Origin of the sequence: Burkholderia sp. Bp9031 (assembly GCF_003857965.1) — a bacterium.
Taxonomy (GTDB): Bacteria; Pseudomonadota; Gammaproteobacteria; order Burkholderiales; family Burkholderiaceae; genus Burkholderia; species Burkholderia ambifaria_A.
In genome coordinates, this window is the sequence record NZ_QTPW01000020.1 from 37432 (window position 1) to 59711 (window position 22280).

13 protein-coding genes and 1 pseudogene are annotated in these 22280 nt (G+C 64.6%); 1 reads left to right on the plus strand and 13 read right to left on the minus strand.

All coding sequences use genetic code 11. The features are described from left to right. Window positions 1-7: 7 nt before the first annotated feature. The 12 genes from DIE15_RS23605 to DIE15_RS38170 form a co-directional block, all read right to left on the minus strand. Entirely contained in the window at window positions 8-934 is a 927-nt protein-coding gene (locus DIE15_RS23605; protein WP_124834481.1) for a hypothetical protein, read from the minus strand. A 2-nt stretch (window positions 935-936) separates the two neighbouring features. Further along, window positions 937-2430: a hypothetical protein gene (locus DIE15_RS23610; protein WP_124834482.1), complete on the minus strand. Its 1494-nt coding sequence runs from the start codon at window positions 2428-2430 to the stop codon at window positions 937-939. Continuing rightward, complete coding sequence (locus DIE15_RS23615) at window positions 2427-3686, minus strand: hypothetical protein (protein WP_124834483.1); 1260 nt, start codon at window positions 3684-3686, stop codon at window positions 2427-2429. Before DIE15_RS23615 ends, DIE15_RS23610 begins: the two co-directional genes overlap by 4 nt. A 599-nt stretch (window positions 3687-4285) precedes the next feature. Then, entirely contained in the window at window positions 4286-6430 is a 2145-nt protein-coding gene (locus tag DIE15_RS23620) for an HlyD family efflux transporter periplasmic adaptor subunit (protein WP_124834484.1), read from the minus strand. 7 nt (window positions 6431-6437) lie between these two features. Continuing rightward, a complete protein-coding gene (locus tag DIE15_RS23625) occupies window positions 6438-7847 on the minus strand; it encodes an efflux RND transporter periplasmic adaptor subunit (RefSeq protein ID WP_124834485.1) in 1410 nt (469 codons plus the stop codon). A 7-nt stretch (window positions 7848-7854) separates the two neighbouring features. Beyond that, the gene (locus tag DIE15_RS23630) at window positions 7855-8538 is read right to left on the minus strand and encodes an efflux RND transporter periplasmic adaptor subunit (protein ID WP_311771983.1); all 684 of its coding nucleotides are present in this window, start codon (window positions 8536-8538) and stop codon (window positions 7855-7857) included. A gap of 149 nt (window positions 8539-8687) precedes the next feature. Next, entirely contained in the window at window positions 8688-10244 is a 1557-nt protein-coding gene (locus tag DIE15_RS23635) for a TolC family protein (RefSeq protein WP_124834526.1), read from the minus strand. Window positions 10245-10297: 53 nt separating this feature from the next. Further along, window positions 10298-18280: a DUF4347 domain-containing protein gene (locus DIE15_RS23640; protein ID WP_124834487.1), complete on the minus strand. Its 7983-nt coding sequence runs from the start codon at window positions 18278-18280 to the stop codon at window positions 10298-10300. 52 nt (window positions 18281-18332) lie between these two features. Continuing rightward, a complete protein-coding gene (locus DIE15_RS23645; protein ID WP_057927677.1) occupies window positions 18333-18950 on the minus strand; it encodes a phage tail protein in 618 nt (205 codons plus the stop codon). Between the two features lie 37 nt (window positions 18951-18987). Continuing rightward, window positions 18988-19329: a DUF6916 family protein gene (locus tag DIE15_RS23650; protein WP_063791554.1), complete on the minus strand. Its 342-nt coding sequence runs from the start codon at window positions 19327-19329 to the stop codon at window positions 18988-18990. A gap of 67 nt (window positions 19330-19396) precedes the next feature. Continuing rightward, window positions 19397-20011: a GNAT family N-acetyltransferase gene (locus tag DIE15_RS23655; protein WP_124834488.1), complete on the minus strand. Its 615-nt coding sequence runs from the start codon at window positions 20009-20011 to the stop codon at window positions 19397-19399. A gap of 706 nt (window positions 20012-20717) precedes the next feature. Then, window positions 20718-20933 carry a hypothetical protein gene (locus tag DIE15_RS38170; RefSeq protein ID WP_409364314.1) on the minus strand — a complete coding sequence of 72 codons (216 nt, stop codon included), beginning with the start codon at window positions 20931-20933 and terminating at the stop codon, window positions 20718-20720. A gap of 59 nt (window positions 20934-20992) precedes the next feature. Between DIE15_RS38170 and DIE15_RS23660 the strand changes: the two are divergent. Further along, window positions 20993-21247, plus strand: a pseudogene (locus tag DIE15_RS23660) (molybdopterin dinucleotide binding domain-containing protein); the annotation flags it as partial. Between the two features lie 18 nt (window positions 21248-21265). Here DIE15_RS23660 and DIE15_RS23665 read toward each other — a convergent pair. Then, entirely contained in the window at window positions 21266-22189 is a 924-nt protein-coding gene (locus tag DIE15_RS23665) for a LysR family transcriptional regulator (RefSeq protein WP_124834489.1), read from the minus strand. Between the last annotated feature and the right edge of the window lie 91 nt (window positions 22190-22280).

Genomic DNA, 22280 nt, shown 5'->3' on the forward strand with positions numbered 1-22280 from the left:
GCGGTTACTATTCGACCGCCCAACTGAGCTCTGCCACCGACAGACTGATCGGAGATCCTCGTCGCGGACTGACCTCTCCGGGGTTCAGTGCATCTGGCTTCCACTCGCGTGTCGGAAGGTTCAGCTTCGGAATCACGATACTGGTCGACCCGGTAGCGCGCTTCGCACCGATGCTCTCGAGTTGATCCTTCATGAATTCACGGGCTTGAGTCTGCGCTTTCTTCACTTTCCCGGAAGCGGTGGCGTCGACGTTGCTCGCGAGCGCGGGCGCTGTAAAGTAGTTCAACGTAAATGTGCCGGCCGCGATGAGCGCGGCCTTCACGATGTCCTCGATCGCGACCCCCGACGCCAGCGTGACGGCACCGTTCTTATCCTTCACGACGAAGGTGTTGATCGCGTCGAGTGCCGCCTTCACACGCGCTTCGTCAAGCGCGGTATGCGCCTTCGAGAAGCTGGACTTCGACGGTATCCATATGCCCTTGCCGGCAGACGTCGGATGCTGCATTTCACTGAATCCCAGCACCGTATCACCGCCCTTCAGCCTGAAGCCGGACCAGCGCGTCGGAAGCCGGATGCTGGAAAACCCGTCGATTGCCGTTTTGAGCCGCGCCATTTCCCCTTTGCTCAGTCCCGCCTTTTCGAGTCCGACCAGCAGGTCTGTAATCAACGACGTGCGAACGATTTCATCCTGCGCGTCCCAGATGCCTCGGTAGACGACGGGAAAGGTCTTTTTCATTCCCGCCTTCATATAGTCCTCGAGCTTGGCGATCTTGCGCTTCGGATCGTGCGCCTTCAGCACACGTGTCTTTGACAGGATGCTGCCGCTGCCCGGTTTCTTGATTGCCGAACGAACGGTACGAATCGCCAGAGCCGTCTTTGCGACGCGCTCCTTGGCGGAATACCGCTTCAGCGATTTTCCATAGGAGTGCGGCACGTTCAGGACACGACGACGGCCGCGAGGCAATAACGCGCCGTGTCCGCCGGCGGTCCCGCGTCGCTCGCCGATACGGTCACCACCACGGTATTCAGCCCGACCACCAGATAGTCGCTGAAATCCTCCGCCATGTAATCGGTCGACCGCAGCGTGATGTCCGTACGGTTTGCCATCCCGCCCGCGCCCTGCACCGCGTCGACGTACTGCACCGGCAGCACGGCACCGTTGACGGCAATATTCACCACCAGGCCGGTCGAGTCCAGCTTCCAGTGTTTCAGATAGAGGGTGATTTCACCGACCGTTTCGACGACCTTGAACGCCAGCGTGTACGTCGCGTCGTTCTTCGCGACGTCGACGATCATTCCGGGGCTGAAACTGGGCGCGACACACAGCAGCGTATTGGTCGGCGACATCACGACCAGCGGCACCGAACCGTCCGCGGGAAAGCGCGATGCCGGCAGTTTGTCGAAATTCGCGCTCGCGTCGTTACGGCCCGGCACGATCGCATCCAGCGCGAGACATTCGAGTTGCCACCAGGTAAGCGCCAGCGAATTGGAGTTCGTGGTCGATTGCCCGAGCGATGCCGCGAGCGAGTATGGCGGTGCATCCCCGGTGCGTTGATGCGAACCGAGCACGTAAGCCGTATCGATATCGAACGACAGCAGAGGTGTGGTGACGTCGACGTTGAACTCCGATGGCATGAAGCTCCAGTCGGCGGTGAACGTGAAGTCGGTGCCGAACTGCGAAAGCTGCGACGGCGGCAGCACGCATTCGCCGACCAGCATCCGGTCGACGATCGGCTGCGGCAGACCGATGTTGCCGGTGCCGTCGGCGCTGCGATACTGGAGGATGTCCCACGGGTATTCCTGCGCGCATACCCAGGTCGTCTGGAGGTTTTCGCGATTGACATTCGCGTAGATTCCCCAGTCCTTGATGCTGTACGAATCCGCGACACCGTTCTGCTGCGAAGCACTGTTGCCCGACGCAGTGGTGCGCTCCTGACTGTTCGCCGACGTGTACGCGTGGTCGTAGCTCAAGCCGATCGACAGCAGCGGCGACTCCATCATCCAGCCCGCCTGCACGTCGACGCCGAACGAGTTGGTCTGCGACGCACTCGAGCCGACCGACTGTTGCGATGAGTTCGTCTGTGTACTGTCCGTCACATCGCTGCGGGACGTCGTGATCGACGAATTCACGGTGATCGGCGAATAGTTCAGCAGCTTGAAGTTGGCCGACTGCGACGATACGCTGCACGTCAACGACTTGGTAAAGCTGAACATGGCCGGGTAATTCATGTACGACGTCACCGGCCCGGGATTGATGTTGAAATCCTGAGTGTTGTAGATGGACACCTTGAGCACGGTCTTGATCAGATAGACCGGCTGCGTTTTCAGATTGATGGTCGAGATCCGCTTGACGACGAAGACCTTGAGGCAAACATAACCGTTCCCGTTCAGCGAATACCTCAACTCCTGTGCGTGGATCTCCGGGGTCATGAACGAACCTCGATCTGCAGCTCGCTGTTCGACGGGGCCTTGTAGCTGGCGACCATGAGTTGCGGCGGCGTGCCATATGCGGCGCCGGACGCACCGTTCGCGCCTGTATTGCCCGATGCACCGGTATTGCCGTTGGTGCCATCGGAACTGCTGTGACCGCCGCTGCCGCCCGTTCCACCCGCGCCGCCCTGCCCCGCCGCGCCGCCCGCGCCGCCTTGTCCGGGTGCCGCTTGCTGGCTCATGTACGTATAGAAATTCGCGGACTGTTGCGACGGATTCAGGTTCAGATAGATCGCTCCGCCGTTGACGCCGTTTCCGCCATTAGCGCCATTTCCGCCATTGCCGCCTGCTCCGCCGTTGGCGCCATTGCCACCGTTGGTGCCCTCGCATCCGGCATTGCAGCCGTTTCCACCGTTGCCGCCCTGCTGGCCCGTGCCGCCATTGCCGCCACTCCCGCCATTGCCACCGGTGCCGGACATGCCGAACACGACCAGCGGCGCCTGCGGCGAAGCGAAGTTCGCAATGTTGATGTTTGCGACGACGCTCGCGACACCATTCATTCCGTTTCCGCCCGCGCCGCCGTTGTACCCGGTGTTGCCGACCGTACCGTTGCCGCCGCTGCCCGATCCGGTGCAGACCCCCGGCGACGCCGGCGACGAATTCTGACCGTTAGGCGCCTGCGATTGCGTGCCACCGTTCGCCCCGTTCGAACCCGGGCCGCCGGGCGAGCCGAGGATACCAATGTGATACGGCCTTGAGCCCGACGACTCGATCGTCAACTGTGAAGTGACCCAGAGCGTAAAGTTCGTGCTCTGTATCACGTACGATCCGCCGTTGAAAATCAATTCGTCGCACGCGATGTAGACCGGCGGCGAGCCTGGGTTCACGACGTAGTCGCTCGTCAGTTCGATTTGCGACGACGCCACCATCCGGATTTCCATCGGGAATCTTTTCTTGAAAAAGGCACTCCCGATCGACGTATCGAGATTCGACACGCCACACGCATAGGCAGAGAAATGCTTCAGTCCCGCTTCGTACGAATCGGGTGCCTCTCCATTTAACGCCATTGTCTTTGCGACCAGATCGTACGTGTCCGGCGTCGTCGGAATTGCGAGAAGTTTTTTCATTTCCTGCGGCGTGGAAACGACGATCGTCGCCGCAACGGTTTCTCCACGCGAAAGTCTCTCGACATCCAGCTTGAAACTCTTCGCGAGGGTGAGAAGTGCCTGACTGGGGGTGGCCTTGTTGGTCGACATGGTCTCTTCGCTCCGTTTCGTTTGTTTATGAAATAAACGCCGTTATTTTCTCTGCATTGAAGACAATAGGATACGTTTGCGAGATCGACAAGATAATTCTCCAATCGCTCAAGGCAATTGGCAGCAGGTGATTTTCTTGCATTTACATTAATATTAAGCAGCCGCACAAAAACGCAGTTATCTTATAAAAATCAATAACTTATACAACCAATACAATGCATCCATCCTTGAACATCAACAATATAACAAGGCAATCTCGGCAACTTTGGCAACAATTCGGTCGATTGTTATTCATTCGGTATCCGGTCACGGCACTTATTCTAAAATATTACGTTTTCATTTCGATGCCCTGCACGGTCACCGGAGCATTGCGCGGGCAGGAAAAGATCGTTCCGGCGCCAATGTCGCGAATCGGCACGCCGGGGGCGTGGGGTGGGGGAACACATGACAGGCTGAACCGTCGACCGGCCGCAAGGAAGGCAAGGAAGGATTGGGAGTACGAAGAGCGAATGGAGCACATCGATCGACTGCGACAGCCGACGCGATGCCGGTAGTCTCTGCCGCCCCGGGGTACCGCGCGACTCCCGGCGTCGCAATGCCTATGCGCCGCTCTCGCGCACAAACACCGACGTCAGCCACGCGAGCATGCGCCATGCGAAGCTTTGCCGCGCGCCGCCGATCGTCGCTGTGCCGACGATCTCGCGCGGCCACGCTACGTTTGCCGGACAATCGCCAATCCGCACGCGATAGGTCGCCGCGAGCGGCACGAGCTGATGCGTGCCCGGCTGAAGCTGCACGGGCAGCGGACCACCGTAGACGCTCGCAAGTGCCGGCGCGTCGAGCGTGGCGACATTGACGCGATCGATCGCACTGACCCGGCAGTCCAGCGCGCCGAACTCGGGTAACGATGCGACGAAGCTGACGCGATCGCCGGCCGAGATCCGCGCCGCATCCTCTTCGCTGACGAATGCTTCGCCCTTCACGCCGGCCGGTCCGACGACGTCGAACGCATGCTCGCCGCGCGGCAGCCAGGTGCCCGGCGCAAGTGTGTCGTCGGTTTGCACGACGCCGTCGAACGGCGCGCGCAGCGTCAATTGCGCAACTTGTGCCGCGAGCCCGGCAACGGTTTCATGCGCCGCGTCCGAGCGGCGCTTTAACGCGACGCCCTGTTCGAGCAGCCGCGAGTCGAACGGCTGCTGCTCGAGCTGCCAGCGCAGCAGTGCATCGGCAACCCGTGCCGCCTGCAGCCGATGCACAAGGTCGGGCGACGCAAACACGGCCAGTACGTCGCCCGCGCGCACGTGCTGGCCATCGCGGGCAATCGGCGCATCGGCCGTCACATAGGCGGCCTCGGGTACGTAGAGTCCCTGCGCGCGCAGCGGGCCGACCACGGCGGGGGCGCCGATCCCGCCGTACCACGGCAGCACCAGCAGCCCGAGCACCGCCGCACCGACGGCGGCGGCGCGCCGGGTCGCTCGGCACCACCGGAGCGCCGAACGACGGCGCCAGCAAGCAACGCCTTCGCGTACGATCGGCCGCGCGATGAACCAGCCAAACTCGACACCGAACAGGACCAACCCGAGCGCTTTGAAGAACGTGTGATAGACGACGAGCGCGATCGAGAAAAACACGACGAGCCGGTAAAGCCACGTCGCAAACGCGAACGCGATCAGGAACCGGCGGCGGCGCGGCGCACACGGCTCGGGCTGCGGATCGCCGAAACCGAACAGCCGCTCGCGCATCCACCAGCGACCGAACGCGAACGCGCGATCGTGCAGGTTCGGCATGTCGAGCCAGTCCGAGAGCAGGAAATAGCCATCGAAGCGCATGAACGGGCTGGCGTTGATCGTCAGCGTGCCGATCCAGGTCGTCGTCGCCAGCAGAAACGCGCCTGCGCGCAGCGGCCCGTCGGGCAGCACGCTCCAGGCCAGCGTCGCGAACGCGGCGAGCACCAGTTCGGTCAGCATGCCGGCCGCGCCGATTCGCAATCGCTCGGCGCGGCCCGGTACTTTCCACGCTTCGGTCGTATCGGTGTAGAGCACCGGCACCATCACGAGCAACGCGATCCCCATCGTCGGCACGCGGCAGCCGTAGCGATAGGCGGTAAACGCATGCCCGAACTCGTGCAGAACCTTGGCACAGCCGATCGTGATTCCGATCGCGACGAGTCCGCGCAGGTCGGCGTAGCCGTGGAACGTATGAACGAACTCGTCCCAGCGGCGCGACACCAGCAACAGGCCAGTGAGCGCCACGAGCGCGACCACGCCCCAGAACGCCGGCCGGTACGCGATGTCCGCATGGCGGGCGAAGCGCCGCAGGAACGGCATCGGCCGCCACAGCGGTACACGGATCATCAGGTAATGCTTGAGCAGCCACATCGCATGCGACAGCCGGCTCGCGGCCGCCGCGCCCGCAAGCCGGCCCGTATCGGCCGCGCTCGTGGCGACGAACAGGTGCTGATGATGCAGCGTGCGCACGAGCGATTCGAAATCGTCCATCGTCACGCGCAGCGTCGTTTCCGCGTTGACCGACGCGACGATCGCCATCGGGTCGCCCAGCGGCCAACGTGAGAGCATTTCGAACGCCGGCCAGCCGATCTGAAAGAACCGGTTGGCCGCCGGGTCGTGCAGCATCCAGGTCGGCGCGCCGCCCGGCGTGGGGGCGCCGTGCGTCAGGGTCAGCTCCTGGCGAAGAGGCGGGAGACGTGACGTCGATGCGCCAGGTCCGGTGAAAGCGGCGGCCATGCGCGGACTACCAGCCGAGCCACTGCCGCGCCGTCGCGAGCGGCCGGCGCAGCAGGTAATAGGCAAGCGGCACCCAGCGACCATGAATGCGCGCAGTGCCCATCATGCCGAGCGGCGGCTTCGCCGTACCCGCGAACGTCGCCTTCACACGGTAGGCGACGACGCCATCCGGCGTCGGCTCGGCGCGGTAGGCCACGGTATCGATGCGCGCATCGTACGCATCGAGCGGCGAACTCTTCGGATAAAGGGTCACGGTCGCGCCCGGCACAACATCGACGTTGTCGGCGACGGGCACATACGCAGTGAGTTCGACGTGCGCGGGATCGGCGAGCAACATCACTTTTTCGCCGATCGACACCGCCTTCCCGTTCCAGTCGTTCGGATCCGAGAACACTGCCACGCCGGCGCGCGCCGCAGTCACGCTCACGCGCGCGAGTTCGCGCGCCGTGTAGTCGAGCTCGACCGCGCTCTGGTCCAGTTTGCCCTTGCGCAATGCCATGTCGAGCCGGTCCTTGTCATCGGTCACCGCGAGCTGGGCGGTCTGGCGGTACTCCTCCTGCGCCGTCGCGTAGTTCTTGTTCGCGAGCGCATAACGCGATGCGAGCGCCGTCGAATCGAGCGCGAACAATGGCGCCCCTGCGGCGACCCGTTGATTCGGCTGCGCAAACAGATGATCGATGACGCCGTCCAGCGGGGCACGCACGACGAACGGATCCTTCGGCGTGACTTCGGCAGGTGCAAGGACCGTCAACGGAACCGGCACGACCAGCGCGACGGCGACAGCCGCGAGCGCGCGGCGCCGATGCTTGCCGGCGCGCAGCGCGAGTTGCGCGCGTTCGAGCCATGATGCGCTCGGCGAAAACGCAGCAAGCGCATGGACCCAGACACGGGCAAGTTCCGCGAGCAGCGCTTGCTCGATCGGCGTCCATGGCTGCTCGCGCGCAAGCACGACACCGCCCAACGAACGGCCGGCCCGATCGACGAGCGGCACCCACAGTGCGTGCGACGGCCACCAGGCGGCCCAGTCGGCCGCGAGCGTCGCCGGCAGGCTGCTTGCGTCGAATGCATGCGGCAACGCAGACGCACCGGCCTCTCCGCCGATGACAGCCGAGCTCGGAGGGTGCGCCGGCGCCCCCGCTTGCCGCGACTGGCGTTCAAGCACGCGACAGACTTCACCGAGCCATTGCACGTACGGCGTGCCTGGATCGCTTTGCGGCAAGCCCGACACCGCCGCGACCGCACCCGGCACGGGCCCCGGCGCCCGCCACCAGGCCGCCTGGCGATACGGCACCAGCGACAGCGATTCATTGACCATGACGAAGCCGAGCGTCTCCTCGCTCGGCGCCTCGCGCGCGCGGGCGGACAACTGCCAGAGAACGGCGATCGCATTCGCATCGACCTGCAGCGGGGCGTTCATCGTGCGACTAGCGGGCAGCGCCGGCGAACCGCGCCCAGCCACTCATGCCCGGCAGCAGCTCGGGCGGGCGGCCGGACAGCGCGGCCGTTACATCGACCGTCTGCGTGACGGGATCGACGCGCGCGCCGATTCGGGCGACCGTGGCCGGATACGTCTTGCCGACCTCGTCGACGGAGACACTCAACGGATGGTCCGGCTTGAGCCACGCGAGCCATCTCGACGGCACGATCATCTTGAGTTCCAGATGGCCGGTGTCGACGATGGTGAGAATCGGCTTGCCGGGCTCGGCGAACTGCTGAGCCGACGCGCTGCGCTTGACCACCCGTCCGTCGAACGGCGCGGTGATCCTGCACTTGCCCACCGTTGCCCGCATGTACGCGACCTCGGCCGCCCCGGCTTTCGCCTTCGCGTTGGCCTGCTCGACGTCGACCGCCCCGATCGAATGCAGCTCCAGCAGCCGGTCGTTGACGCGCTTCAGTTGCCCCGCTGCTTCCGCCTCTGCTTGCGCCTTGCGCAGTTGCGCCGCGTAGAGAGCGCAATCGAGCGAGACGAGCGTCTGCCCCGCGCGGAATGCATCGCCGTCGCGAAACGGCAGCGATGCGATCTTCGCACTGATCTCGCTCGAGATATCGACCTGATCGCGTGCGACGAGCTGAACGCGAATCCGGCCGTCGTCGTCGGCGTGCGCCACGGATGGCACCACCGCCGGCACACCGTGGAGTGCGCCCGGTGCTGCCACGGCACGCTGCGCACCCGCACCGCCCGGCGCCCCGGCCGCCCAAGCGCCATGAGCGGCCACCATCAGGATGGCACTGCATAGCCCTGCCCTGCACCATCGATTCATTGCGTCGTTACTCCGTCCGCGTGGCCGAATTGCGCCCAACGCGCTTGCTCGGTATCGATCGATTGCTCGATCGATTTCAAATCCGCATCGCGCGCAAAGGACGGCACGGGATCGAGCCCGAGCGTCGCAAGCAGCTGGCCGTATGCGCTTTCGAGTTCGCCGTAGCTCTGATACAGCCGCAGTTCCGACATCATCGCGGAGGTCGCGGCGCGAATCTCCTCGAGCCTGCCTTGCGCGTTCGCGATCGTCGCATTGTGCGTGTGCTGCAGAATCTGGTCGTCCACGTCGTTGATCTGCTTGAACAGATCGAACTGGCGCTGTCTCGCGCTCAGCTCCGCGCGCGCGACGTGCACTTGCGTCAGCACGGCCATCGACAGTGCGAGGCGCTGCGCATGTGCGACGTCGAGCTGCGCCTTGGCCGCACCGCGAATGTTCTTCGCATTGAGCACGTTCAGCAGGTTCCAGCTCACGTTGATGCCGGCCGCGCGCCACGCGTGATAGACGAGGAAGCTGTTGCTGTCGTAATGCGCACCCAGTTGCAGCTCGATGCCCGGCAGCAGCTTGGCGATCGCCTTGTGCGTCTCGTTGACGCTGATGCGTTCGTTGTAGCTTGCCTCGACGAGTTCCGGACGCCGTTCGAGCGCCGTCTCTTCCATGCGCGCCATCGGCATGTCAAAGCTCGGCACCGTGAAACTTCCGGGCGGCGCGAGCAGGAAATCGGTACCGGGCGCGATGTTCATCAGCGACGCGAGGCGCGGCTTGGCTTCGTCGAGCTGGTCGCGCACGGCTTCGAGCTGGCGCATGATGTCGAGCAGCGCATGCTGATAGGCGAGCGTATCGAGCGGCGAGCGCAAGCCTTCGAGCTGCGACTGGCGCGACGCGTCGAGCGCCTGTCCGGCCTGTGCAAGCAGCGGGCCGACGCGCGACGCCATACGCTGCGCGCCAACGGCCTGCCAGTACGCCTCGCGCACCTGCTGCATCATCAGTTGCACCACCTTGCGCCGGCGTTGCTCGACGACGAGTACGCGATCGGCCTGCTCTTTCGCCTCGAAGTAGCTGACGCCGAAATCGAGCAGGTTCCACGAGAACGACAGATCGGCCGTGCGATCGTTCTTGTCCGTCGAGTACGACGGCGGCACGACCTGCGTGTTCGTGAAGAGCCCCTGCGACGACGATGCGAGCGGATGATTGCGCGTCGTGTAGCCGGCCTGGGCGGTCAGGCGCGGCAACATCTCGAAGTTCGCGAGATCGAGCTGCTTTTCCGCGAGCGCCTCTTCCATCATTTTCAGCCGATGGTCGAGGTTGTAGCGGATCGCGCGCGCCAAGGCCTCCTGCAGCGTGACGGGGCCGGCCAGCGGCGGCTGATTCGCGAACATCGCGGCGCGGTCCTCACGCACGGTCTGCACGCGCTCCGCGTCCGTAAACGGTGTCGGGTGAACCGCGCAGCCCGACAGCCAGGCCACGGCTGCCGAGACGGCGATCAGCGACAAGCGCGGCAGGCGCGTCGAACGGCGGCCGGGCACGGCACGCGAAGCAAGGACGGACAACGGCATCGCTTCGGCAACGGACGTTTGTGATCTCATGGTTATCGGCGCATGACGGGAATTCATAGGCGACGCACCGCGTCGCCGGGATGCGGCACATGCAACGCGGCACGCGCCTGCGCAAACTGCTGATCGAGCGACAGCTTGCCGGCCGGCCGTGCCACAGCGGTCGTCGGCCCGGCCATCTCCCCGGCAGCATGTCCGGGCCCGGCCGGGTGAGCGGCGCGATGCGCGTCACTGTGCGCATGGGGAGCCAGCACGATCTCGCGGCGGGTCGCATGGCCGGACGCGTCGCGCGTCTGGATAAAAACGTGCACCTCCTGCGTGCCGGGCGGCAACTTGCCGCGCAACACGCCATTGGCTGCGTCGTAGCGGATCCAGCCCGGCAGCGAACGACCGTCTGCGAGCCGTACCGTGACTTGCGCGCCGCCGTGCATCGCCTCCGACAGCGGCAGCAGCGTCGCCACGTCGATCGAGAACGGTTCGTCCGTCGCGATCGAGAACGACATGTCGGGCAACGGCAGCGGTGCGTCAAGCGGCGTCGCGGCAAGGGCCGCGTCGAGCGCTGCGAAATCGAAGCGCGACACCGTGGTGCGATTGATCAGGTACGCGTCTCGCGGCGCCGCCGGATCCTGGAACGTGATGGTCGGTACCACCGGCACCGATCCGATCCGGGGCGGCTCTTCAAGCTCCTGCAGCACGTCCGGCGGCGCGGTGTTGTCCGAACCCGCGAACGCGGCAGGCGATGCCGGGCCGGGCGACGCGATGATCGTCGGCTGCTCGCGCACGTTTGGTACACCGCCCGACGGCCCCGTGACGATCGTCACCGTGGTCGAAGCGGGGGCGCTGGTCTTCATGCCGTCACTCACAGTGAACGTGACCGTGCGGCTGCCCGCCGCGTTGAGCGCGGAATCCGCATACTTGACCGATTGCAGCGCGGTGGTCCATTGCGCGAGCGTCGCCTTGCCGCTGGCGGAGGTGAGCGTCAGCACCCCGGTGGCCGCGTCGTAGCGCGCGCCGATATCTCCCGTCGCCGCGCTGGCGGTAAACGACAGCGTATCGTGCGCCGCATCGAAACCACTGCCAATCGATACCTGGGCCGACGCCAGCGTGGTGTCGTCGCGATCGCTCAGCGCGACCTGTGGCGCGACCGCCACCGGCACCGGATTGAATGCCTGCGCGACATAGGTCGCATTGCCGTCGACGCTCAGGCGCGGTGTCTGATCGGTATCGGCCACCGTCACGCTGCGCGTTTGTACATCGCTGGCCGTGCCGTTGCCGTCGGTCACCGTGAAGCTGACGACGCGTGTCGTGGCGTCCGGCGTAACCGCCGTGTCGGTATAGGTGACCGATGCGAGCGCCGCCTGCCACTGCGCGAGCGTCGCCGTACTGCCGGCGGACGTCAGCGTCAGTACGCCCGTGCCCGCGTCATAGCTGGCCGTAATGTTGCCCATCGTCGCACCGTCGTTGCGGAATGCGAGCACGTCTTCGCCCGGATGAAAGCCGCCCGTGAGCGCTACCGTCGCCGAGCTCAGCACCGCGCTGCTGCCGTCGCTCAACGCAAGGCCGGGAGACACCGCGACGGGCACCGACGGAGCATTGTCGCCGGCGACGAAGGAAGCGGAACCCGCGCCGGTGTCGACGTGTGGCCGGTCCATCACGGTAACGGTGGTACTTGCCGATGCACTCGTCTTCGTACCGTCGTTCGTCTGGAACGCGATCGTACGATCTCCGAAGTGCGTGCCGCTGGTCGCGAACGTCACGTTCGACAATGCGCGTGCCCACTGCGCGTCGGTCGCCGTCGCGCCTGCGGAGGAAAGAGTCAACACACCAGTGGCCGCGTCGTACGACGCGGAAATGTTGCCGAACACGCCTGCGTCGCCGTTCGTCAACGCCAGCACGTCCTCGCCCGAACGGAAACCACCCGTAATCGCGACCGTGGCGGACGACTGCGTCGAATTGTCGAGATCGGTCACGCTCACGCCCGAATTCACGATCGTCGCCGACGCACCGGCCACGTACGACGCAGTGCCGCCGGGCATCGTCACGATCGGCGTCTGATCGGTATCGGTCACGGTCACCGTGCGCGTTGCCGTATTGCTCGCGATGGCGCCAGTATCGACGGCCGTGAAGGCAATCGTGCGCGTCGCGGCGTTCGGCGTGACCACGGTGTCGGTGTACGTCACCGAGGCCAATGCACTCTGCCACTGCGCGAGCGTCGCCGTCGATCCCGCCGACGTCAGCGTCAGCACGCCCGTCGCCGCATCGTAGGATGCACTGATGTTACCCATCGTCGTGCTGTCGTTCGTGAACGACAGCACGTCTTCACCGGCATGGAAGTTGCCGGTGATCGCGACGGTGGCCGACGCCAGCGTCGGTGCCCCGGAGTCCGTCAGGACCAGCCCCGGATCGATCGTCACGGGCGTCGATGCCGTGTTGTCTCCCGCGACGAACGAGGCCGAGCCGGGATCGGTCGTGATGTGCGGCGGCCCGATCACGGCGACGGTATCGGTCGCGGCGACGCTCGTCTTCGTGCCGTCGCTGGTGGTGAAGGCGATCGTGCGGTTACCCGGTACGGCGCTGGCGCTCGTCGAAAACGTCACGGCACTCAAGGCACTCGCCCATTGCGCATCGGTTGCAGTCGCGCCCGACGATGTGAGTGTGAGCACGCCCGTCGCCGAGTTATAAGAACCGACGATGTTGCCGTAGGTGGACGAATTCGTATTGACGAACGTCAGCGTATCGCCGCTGTGGAAACCTGCCGTCACGGACACGGTTCCGAACGATTGCGTCGTGTTGTCGAGGTCGCTGACCGACATGCCGCCGTCGATCGTCACGGCAGACGTCCCGCCGACGTAATTCGTCGTGCCGCCTGTCGACGTCACGATCGGCGTCTGGTCGGTCGCCGTCACCGTCACCGTGCGCGTCGCCGTGGCGCTGGTATTGCCGCCGCCGTCGATAACGGTGAAGCCGACGGTACGCGTCGCCGTGTTCGGGATGACAGCCGTGTCGGTGTACGCGACCGCCTGCAGCGCGCTCTGCCATTGTGCGAGCGTGGCTGTCGCGCCGGCCGAACTCAGCGTCAGTACGCCCGTCGTCGCGTTGTACGCGCCCACGATGTTGCCCATCGTCGAACCGTCGTTGACGAACGCCAGCACGTCTTCGCCACTGTGGAAGCTGCCGGTGATCGCAACCGTTGCCGACGCCAGCGTGGCGCTGCTCCCGTCGCTCAGCGTCAGGCCCGGATCGATCGCCACCGGCGTGGACGCCGTATTGTCCCCTTCAACGAACGCGGCCGAGCCCGCATCGGTCGTGATCTGCGGCGGCGCCGTCATGGCCACCGTATCGGTTGCCGCGGCGCTGGTCTTGGTACCGTCGCTCACCGCAATCGCAATCGTGCGATTGCCGTACACCGTGCTCGTACTCGAGTAAGTCACGGCAGATAGCGCACGCGACCACTGCGCGTTCGAAGCGACTGCCCCGGCGGACGTCATCGTCAGCACGCCCGTCGCCGCGTCATACGATGCGACGATGTTGCCGAACAGCGTCGCGCTCGTGTTCGTGAAACCGAGCGTGTCGCCGCTGTGGAAGCCTCCGGAGATCGATACCGTCCCCGCCGACTGCGTCGAATTGTCGAGGTCGCTCACCGACATCCCGCCGTCGATCGTCACGGCAGACGTCCCGCCCACGTAGCTGGTCCCGCCCGTGGTCGCCAGCACCGGCGATTGATCCGTTGCGGTGACCGTGACCGTACGCACCGCCGTATTGCTCGTATAGCTGCCCGTGTCGACTGCCGTGAAGCTGATCGTGCGCGTCGCCGTGTTCGGCGTGACCGCGGTATCCGTGTATGTCACGGACTGAAGCGCGCTCTGCCATTGTGCGAGCGTGGCCGTTGCGCCGGCCGAACTCAGCGTCAGCACGCCGGTTGCCGCGTTGTAGGACGCGGTGATGTTCCCGTACGTCGTCGAGTTCGTATTGACGAACGCGAGCACGTCCTCCGCGCTGTGGAAGCTGCCCGTGATCGCGACCGTGGCCGATGCCAGTGTCGCCGAGACCCCGTCGCTCAGCCCGATGCCCGGGTCGACCGCCACCGGCGTCGACACCGTGTTGTCGGCCTCCACGAACGATGCCGAGCCGGAATCGGCGGTAATCGTCGGCGGGCCGAGCACGCTTACGGTATCCAGCGCCGCCGCGCTCGTCTTGATGCCGTCGTTGGTCGTGAACGCAATCGTGCGGTTGCCCGGCGGCGCGCTCGAGCTCGCCGAGAACGTCACCGCACTCAGTGCATTGGCCCATTGCGCATCAGAGGCGGTGTCGCCGGACGACGAGAGGGTCAGCACGCCGGTCGCGGCGTTGTACGAACCGACGATGTTGCCGTAGGTCGTCGAGTTCGAGTTAATGAACGTCAGCGTGTCGCCGCTGTGGAAGCCAGCCGTCACCGACACGGTTCCGAACGATTGCGTCGTGTTGTCGAGATCGCTGACCGACATGCCGCCGTTGATCGTCACGGCCAACGTCCCGCCGACGTAGTTCGTCGTGCCGCTCGTCGACGTAACGATTGGCGTCTGGTCGGTGTCCGTGACCGTGATCGTGCGCGCGGCCGTGGCGCTCGCATTGCCTGCACCGTCGAGCGCCGTGAAGCTGACCGTGCGCGTTGCGGGGTTCGGCGTGACGGCAGTATCGGTGTACGTTACCGATTGCAGCGCGGCCTGCCACTGGGCGAGCGTCGCCGTCGCGCCGGCCGAGGATAGCGTCAACACACCCGTCGATGCGTTGTACGACGCGGTGATGTTGCCCATCGTCGAGCCATCGTTGGCGAACGCCAGCACGTCTTCGCCGCTGTGGAAGTTGCCGGTGATCGCAACCGTTGCCGACGCCAGCGTGGTAGCACTGCCGTCGGTCACCGACAGGCCCGAATCGACCGCCACCGGTATCGATGCCGTGTTGTCTCCGGCCACGAACGAAGCCGAGCCCGCATCAGTCGTGATCGTCGGCGGCGCGGTCATCGTGATCGTATCGGTCGCCACGGTGCTCGTCTTCACGCCGTCGTTCGTCGAGAATGAAATCGTCCGGTTGCCATACGTCGTGCTCGTGCTCGAAAACGCCACCGCCGACAGTGCGTTCTCCCACTGCACGTCGGTGGCCGTCGCGCCCGAGGAAACGAGCGTCATCACGCCCGTCGCCGAGTTGTACGACGCACCGATATTGCCGAACAGCGCCGAGCTCGTGTTCACGAAGCTCAGCACGTCCCCGCTGTGGAATCCGGCCGTCACCGACACGGTTCCGAACGATTGCGTCGTGTTGTCGAGATCGCTGACCGAAATGCCGCCGTCGATCGTTACGGCCGGCGCGTTGCCCACGTAGCTCGTCGTACCGCCCGTCGTCGTGACGATCGGCGTCTGGTCCGTGTCCGTCACCGTCACGGTGCGCGTGGCCGTATTGCTCGTGTTGCTCGCGCTGTCGACCACGGTAAAGCTGACCGTGCGTGTCGTCGCGTCCGGCGTCACCAGCGTGTCGGTATACGTGACCGACCGCAGCGCGGCCTGCCATTGGGCGAGCGTCGCCGACGCACTCGCGGATGTCAGCGTCAGTACACCCGTAGCCGCGTTATACGACGCGGTGATGTTGCCCATCGTCGCACCGTCATTGACGAAAGACAGAACGTCCTCGCCGCTGTGGAATCCTCCCGTGATGGCCACCGTCGCGGACGCGAGCGTGCCGGTAGCGGCGTCGGTCACCGTCAGGCCCGAATCGATCGGCACCGGCGTCGACAGCACGTTGTCCCCAGCGACGAATGCCGCCGATCCAGAATCTGTCGTGACTTGCGCCGAACTCACGACGCTGACCGTGTCAGTCGCGGCGACGCCCGTTTTCGAGCCGTCGCTTGTCGCGAACGAGATCGTGCGATTGCCGAGCGTCGTGCTCGTACTCGAGAACGTGACCGCCGACAACGCGTTGGCCCACTGCGTATCGGTGGCGGTAGCACCTGCCGACGTGAGCGTCATGACGCCCGTCGCTGCGTTGTACGATGCAACGATATTGCCGAACAGTGCCGAGTCGGTGTTCGTGAAGCCGAGCGTGTCGCCACTGTGGAAGCCACCCGATACCGATACCGTGCCCGACGCTTGCGTCGTGTTGTCGCGGTCGCTCACCGAAATACCGCCATCGATCGTCACGGCCGCGGTGCCCGAGCGATAGGTCGCCGTGCCGCCGGTCGATGCAACGATTGGTGTCTGGTCGGTGTCGGTCACCGAAATCGCCTTCGTCACGGTGTTGCCCGACGTATGGCCGTCGCTCGTGATCTCGAAGCTGACGGTTCGCGTGGCGGCATTGGGCGTCACGGCCGTATCGGTGTACGTGACCGCGCGCAGCGCGGCCTGCCATTGCGCAATGCTCGCCGTGCCGCCCGACGAAGTCAGCGTCAGCACGCCGGTGAGCGCGTTGTACGTCGACGAAATGTTGCCGTACGTGGCAGCGCTCGTATTCGTGAAGCCAAGTGTGTCTTCGGTGGTGTGCAGGTTCCCCGTGATCGCCACGGTAGCGCTCACCGCCGTAGTCGAATTACCGTCGGTCAGCGTGATCCCCGTGTCGACGGCCACCGGCGTCGACGCCGTGTTGTCGCCGGCCACGAACGACGTGGCGCCGCCCGTGGCGGAAAGCGTCGGCGGTGACGACGGCGCGAGGTAAGCGAAGTTGTCGAGCGTCGGCGACAGGAAACCGCCGTCGTTGCTCGACTCCACCAGCTTGATGCTCTTGACCTGGGAGAACGCCGCATTTCCGGACAAGTCGACGTGAAACACGGAGTTGTTGCCATTGTTGCCAATATCGAGCACGACGCTGCCGAGAATGTTGCCGGACGAGTCGAGTGCTTGGACCGTCACTTTCGAGCTCAGGAAGACATCGATGTCGAAGCTCTGTACCGCCATCAATGCGCCGTCTTGCCGCTGGATCGTCAGCGACGACATCTGCGTGCCCTGCACGTTCACGATGAACTCGCCGCCAGAGCCGCTAGCGGGAAGCGACCCATTGACGACGGAATACTCGACCGACTGGTCGCCCGTATAGACGAGACCATCGAGCGTGGTGGACGCGACAGCCGTCGCGCCGGTGTCGAATCCGACCTGACTGTCATACGTCTCGTCAAAGACGGATAACACGTGATCGAAGTTCTGCTCCGCCGATGTCGAGAAGACCACACCGGTATGCACCTCGCCGACGTCGTACTCGAGTGTCCAGTTGCCACCAAGCGACGCCGCACCCGTAACGTCGGTCGACGCCGCCACGTTCAATCCGGTCAACGTGGCGATCTGCTGCACGAATGCCTTGCCGTCCGCATTCTGCGCCACGTCGCATCCGTAAATCAGAAAGTCGCCGCCCGGCTTCATCGCCGCGCCGATTTGCGCGAACTGCGCACCGTAGGCCGACAGATCGGCCTGGTCGAGCCAGGTGCTGCCGATCTGCACTTCGCCATCCGACCCGTGCGAGACGAGATGGATCGCGCTCATGCCGGGGTGCGCCTGCAGATACTGCTCGATTTGCGCGAGCCCGTCCTTCGTCGCATCGAGCACGACGACTTGCGTGCCCGGCGGCAGCCCCGCGACGAGCGTTTGATAGTCGGTGACGTTCGAGTTGACGAACACCACCTGATGGTCCGTCGGCTGCCCCCCGACTTCCGCAAGCCCGTGCACCGCGCGCATCGCGGCCGACTCGGTCGTGTGGATGGCGCCCGTGCCGGCCGCCGCGGCCGGCGTGTCGCCGTGCGCCGCGTGCGATGGAGCCGCGCTGTCGGCGGCGCGAGCGCCGCCTTGTGCACCGGCCGCCGATGCCGCGTCGGGCGACGCATTGGCGGCGTGCGCGTCGGCGCCGGCCGGATGCGCGGCCGCAACGGCAACGGCGCCCATCGCGGCAACCGACCCGTCGTAGACGATGCGCGGCTCGAGCGCGACGATGAGTGGCGCCGGCAGCGCGGCAGTCCGATTACGCGGGCGCGGATCGGACGCACGCATCGCGGCGAAAAGCTTCAGGAGGCTGCCGGCGAATTTCATCGCTCGATGTCCTTGATTGCGTGCCGCTCATGCGGCACGCGCACTTTACCGATTACCCCCGCGACGGGAATACACCGGTCAGTGCAATGATGAAATTGATGCCGACGTACGGGTTACGCAGCGAGAACGGCGTACTGCCGCCAGCCGGGCCGTTCTGGATCGTCGGCGCCGTAACCGGCAAGGTCACGTCGAACGGCTTCAGCGTCGTATCGGCGGCCACCGTGCTGTAGAGGTCGCCCTGGCGATTCGACACGCTGACCGTTCCCAGCACCGACGTATTGCCGGGCACCGCGCTTTGCGTGCTCGTGTCCGTCGAAGTCGACGCGGGGATCGAGATCGATCCCTGCGCGGCGCCGGGGGTCGACACCGTCGCGACGTGCGTATGGAGCGGCATGTTCTGCGTCGTCAGCGATGCGCCTTCGGTGCCGCCGATCTGGCCTATCTCGACCGCGGACAATCCCAGTCCCTGTCCAACACCAACTGGCGTGCGGCTGCGCAAATCCGGCAACTGAAACGTCGTCGTGCCGTTACCGCCGTAGTACGTGCCAAGCAACGAGAACAGCGCCTGGTTTTGGGAAATCGCCAACACCTCGCCCTGGCACAATGCCCATCCGTAGGGAGCAAAGTTGAACCCCACCATGCGGATTTCACCCAGATACGGATCACTCATCACACGCCTCCTCTCTTGCGGGAAAAGAAGAAAAACCCTACGCGTCGCTGCGCGGGCCGGCGGCCCCGGCAAGTTGATCGGTACGACAGTGCACGACGACGGTGAGTGTCGAGCATCCGTTCTCGGTGGGCCGCGTCGGTGTCGCGAGCAGCGCCCACGCATGGCCGGCCGGAGATACGATGCGATAAACGTCCTGCGGACGATGCACACCGCTGGGCAACGCGAACGTTGCCGAGTAGCAGACGAACTGGTCGTTCATCGGGAGGCCGGGCGGTGCATCGAGGAGTACAGCGTCGACCGGCTCGCCGCCGCTGGCGCCAAACGTGAACCGTTGCCCGATCGCATCGAGCAATTCGGCATGGGTAGGGATGGACAGCACGCACGCCCCCGATCGTTGTTTGTTCGTTGTACCGGTAGCCGGCACGGCCGGTCGCGGTCTTTCGTTGCTACTGCCTGATGTCCGTACTGCTCGCGGCCTGCGCGCCTTCGATCGCGAGGCCTGGCAGGGGCCTCACGTTCGCCCGGTCGAACGGCACGGCGGGGCGCGTCATCTGCAGGTAGATCCCGTTCTCGCCGGTCTGCTCGAATCCGCACCGCCGATACAGAGCCCGCACCGGGTTGTTCATTTCCACATAGAGCACGACCGGCATTGCGCAGGCGGCTGCCAGCGATACGATCGCGTGCACGAGCCGCGTGCCGACCCCGGCCCCGCGATGCGCGGGCAGCAGCGCGATATCGATCACGCGCACTTCACCGCCCCGCCAATCGTGATAGAGGCGACCGATCGCATGCTCTCCGAGCATGACCACATCGAACCGGCAATGCGGATAGTGCGCTCGGTAATACCTGTCCTGCATCGAAAACTGCTCGACCAGCAATGCCGCGATGCGATCCGCGCTCAACCCGGCCTGCACGAACTCGTCGATCCGCGTGCTTTCGAATACGGTGCGCAGGAATGCACGGTCGCTTTCCTGCGCAGGCCGCAGATGCAGCAGATCGCCTGCCACGTCGGCACGATGCATCAAACCGTCGACGGCGCCTCCGAGGCTCTTCTCGGCCATGGGCGATTCATTTCCTTACAAAACCAAAACAACGGATTGGCACGCGTTGCATCACGGTCGTCCGATTTAAACTGACTAAACCGACCGATGCGAGGAGGATATTAGTCTAGGGAATATGTACTAGCAACTACGTGGCCCCCCATCTACCTCCGCACATACCCTGATCGACATTCGTGTATTTGCCGCGAAAAATCATTGGTTTATCGGCTGCTGGTCGAATCGCTCCACTGCACATCACTGTTTCAGGAAATTCGCCGCGATAACGCGTGCATTTTTAATGTACCCGGCAGAGGCTCAGCGCTCCGGCCTGCGGATGCGCGCCTGAACGCCGCGTCGTCGTGGCCGACCTGCCGTTCGTACTCAATGCTTCGCTGGCAAGACAACGAGGCGTCGCGCCTTCGTCGCATCAAGGAAAGTTTAATGAAAATCAATTAATTTTCGTTAATCGCCCATCTCGAGTGCAGGGCCGATTCGCCAGTCACACATGGTTATGGTTGATCGGTGGGAGCAGCGTCGCAGGCTCGCCGCGGCCAAGAAGGCCGAGGGATTGGGGAAGGCCTGACGATAGCGGCGGTCGGTTTACGCCGACCGCCATATCACCTATGCAGGAAGAACCTGCTAGAGACGGTTGTATTGACCACAGCCGAGCGTCGCTCATAGACGGCTATCGTTGGGTCGAGCAGTTCCACTGCGTTCGCTCGCCAACTTAAAGCGGGGCCGCGATAATTCGATGCTGAAACGCGGGCCTGTCCGAAAGCGCGCGGTACCATCGGGCGATACCAGGGCCGACCGAATGCTCTTGAATAGACACCCAGCGGTGCGCAGCCGCGCCGAGCGAGTAGTCCGCAACCCCCGGGTTCGCTCCGCCAACAAATACATTCTCTGCTATCGCGTGATCAAGCATGGTCCAAAGCTCCTTCACGCGTTAGCAGTAACCGTGGTCACGGGTAGCAGAAACTTCGAAAATCAACAGATGCCGCGGCGCATGGCCTGCGGCCGGGCATGCGAGTGCGCGTGCACAACGCGCACGGCGTGATCGCGGCGGGGCTGGCGGTCAGCGATCGCGTGGCGCGCGGCGTCGCCGTCATGGCAACCGGCGCACGGTATGCGCCCGGCGCCAAGGGCGTGGATCGTGCCAGGGCGGCCAACACACTGACGCTCGATATCGGCACATCGGGTCCGATCCAGGGACCGAATGCGATGAGCTGTCTGGTCGAGATATCGCGCGAGCATTAGCCCGGATACGTGGCGCGGCTACTCGCCGCCCTGTGCGAACATTGGCATGTCCCGCAGAATATGTTCAAGGAGCTTGAGGGCGGCCGCCGGTAACGGCCGCCCGGCCTTCGCGAGCAACCGCGCCTGGGTGCCCTTGAAGAGCGGATGATCGATCGGGACCACCGTGAGCGTGCCGGCGGCGATTTCCCGATACGCCGCGAACTCGCCGCCGATCAGCGTCATGTAGTTTTCGTAGGCGACGAACTGCTTGAGCGCCGTTAGCGAATTGGTGACCAGCGTCGGCCGTATCGTAATGTTCTCGGCGAATTCGAGCATCTTGGCCGCATGTCCGACACCGAACGATGCTGGCATCATGGCCAGCGGCCACGACAACATGTCCTCGACGCTGGCCGCGCCGCCGCGCAATGCTAGCGGATGGTCGGGTCGCACCAGCAGCCCGACCGCCTGCGACGAACTCGCCAGATACTCGATACGCGGGTGCGGCGGCGGGTTGAAGGCAAGCCCAAGGTGCGCGCGGCTTTCCGCCACGGCTTCCAGCACCTGATCCACTCCGAGGATCTCCATTCCGATGTCGAGCAACGGGTACTGCGCGCAGAATGGCGCCAGCACCTCGTTGACCAGCGCATCCACATATCCCTCGCTCAGGACCAGTTGGACCTGCCCCTGCTTCAAGCCCTTGAGCGCGTGGAGCTGGTCCTCGAGCCTCTCCTGATGCGAGCGGTAGCCGCGCCAGAACTCGAGCAGGTGCGCGGCGGCTTCGGTCGGCCTGACGCCGCGCGCCTGGCGCTCGAACAGCGTCGTGCCAAGTTCATCCTCGAGCAGCCGGATCTGCCGAGTAATCACCGATGGCGATGTGTTCAGGCTCTCGGCGGCACCGCGGATGGTCCCTTGCTCGAGCACTTCGCGGAAGTAACGCAGCCGCTGCTGATTGATTTCACGCATGTCGAACCATCCACCCGGTGATTACCGTCACTTCGGACAGACCCACCATACCAGATGCGTTGCCCTGCAGGCAACGAAGTGTGCACATGGT

Excerpts from the sequence above, each read along its gene's own strand:
- DIE15_RS23610 (WP_124834482.1), bottom strand. The coding sequence starts at position 2,430 with ATGACCCCGGAGATCCACGCACAGGAGTTGAGGTATTCGCTGAACGGG.
- DIE15_RS23615 (WP_124834483.1), bottom strand. The coding sequence starts at position 3,686 with ATGTCGACCAACAAGGCCACCCCCAGTCAGGCACTTCTCACCCTCGCG.
- DIE15_RS23620 (WP_124834484.1), bottom strand. The coding sequence starts at position 6,430 with ATGGCCGCCGCTTTCACCGGACCTGGCGCATCGACGTCACGTCTCCCG.
- DIE15_RS23625 (WP_124834485.1), bottom strand. The coding sequence starts at position 7,847 with ATGAACGCCCCGCTGCAGGTCGATGCGAATGCGATCGCCGTTCTCTGG.
- DIE15_RS23635 (WP_124834526.1), bottom strand. The coding sequence starts at position 10,244 with ATGCCGTTGTCCGTCCTTGCTTCGCGTGCCGTGCCCGGCCGCCGTTCG.
- DIE15_RS23640 (WP_124834487.1), bottom strand. The coding sequence starts at position 18,280 with ATGAAATTCGCCGGCAGCCTCCTGAAGCTTTTCGCCGCGATGCGTGCG.
- DIE15_RS23645 (WP_057927677.1), bottom strand. The coding sequence starts at position 18,950 with ATGAGTGATCCGTATCTGGGTGAAATCCGCATGGTGGGGTTCAACTTT.
- DIE15_RS23655 (WP_124834488.1), bottom strand. The coding sequence starts at position 20,011 with ATGGCCGAGAAGAGCCTCGGAGGCGCCGTCGACGGTTTGATGCATCGT.
- DIE15_RS23665 (WP_124834489.1), bottom strand. The coding sequence starts at position 22,189 with ATGCGTGAAATCAATCAGCAGCGGCTGCGTTACTTCCGCGAAGTGCTC.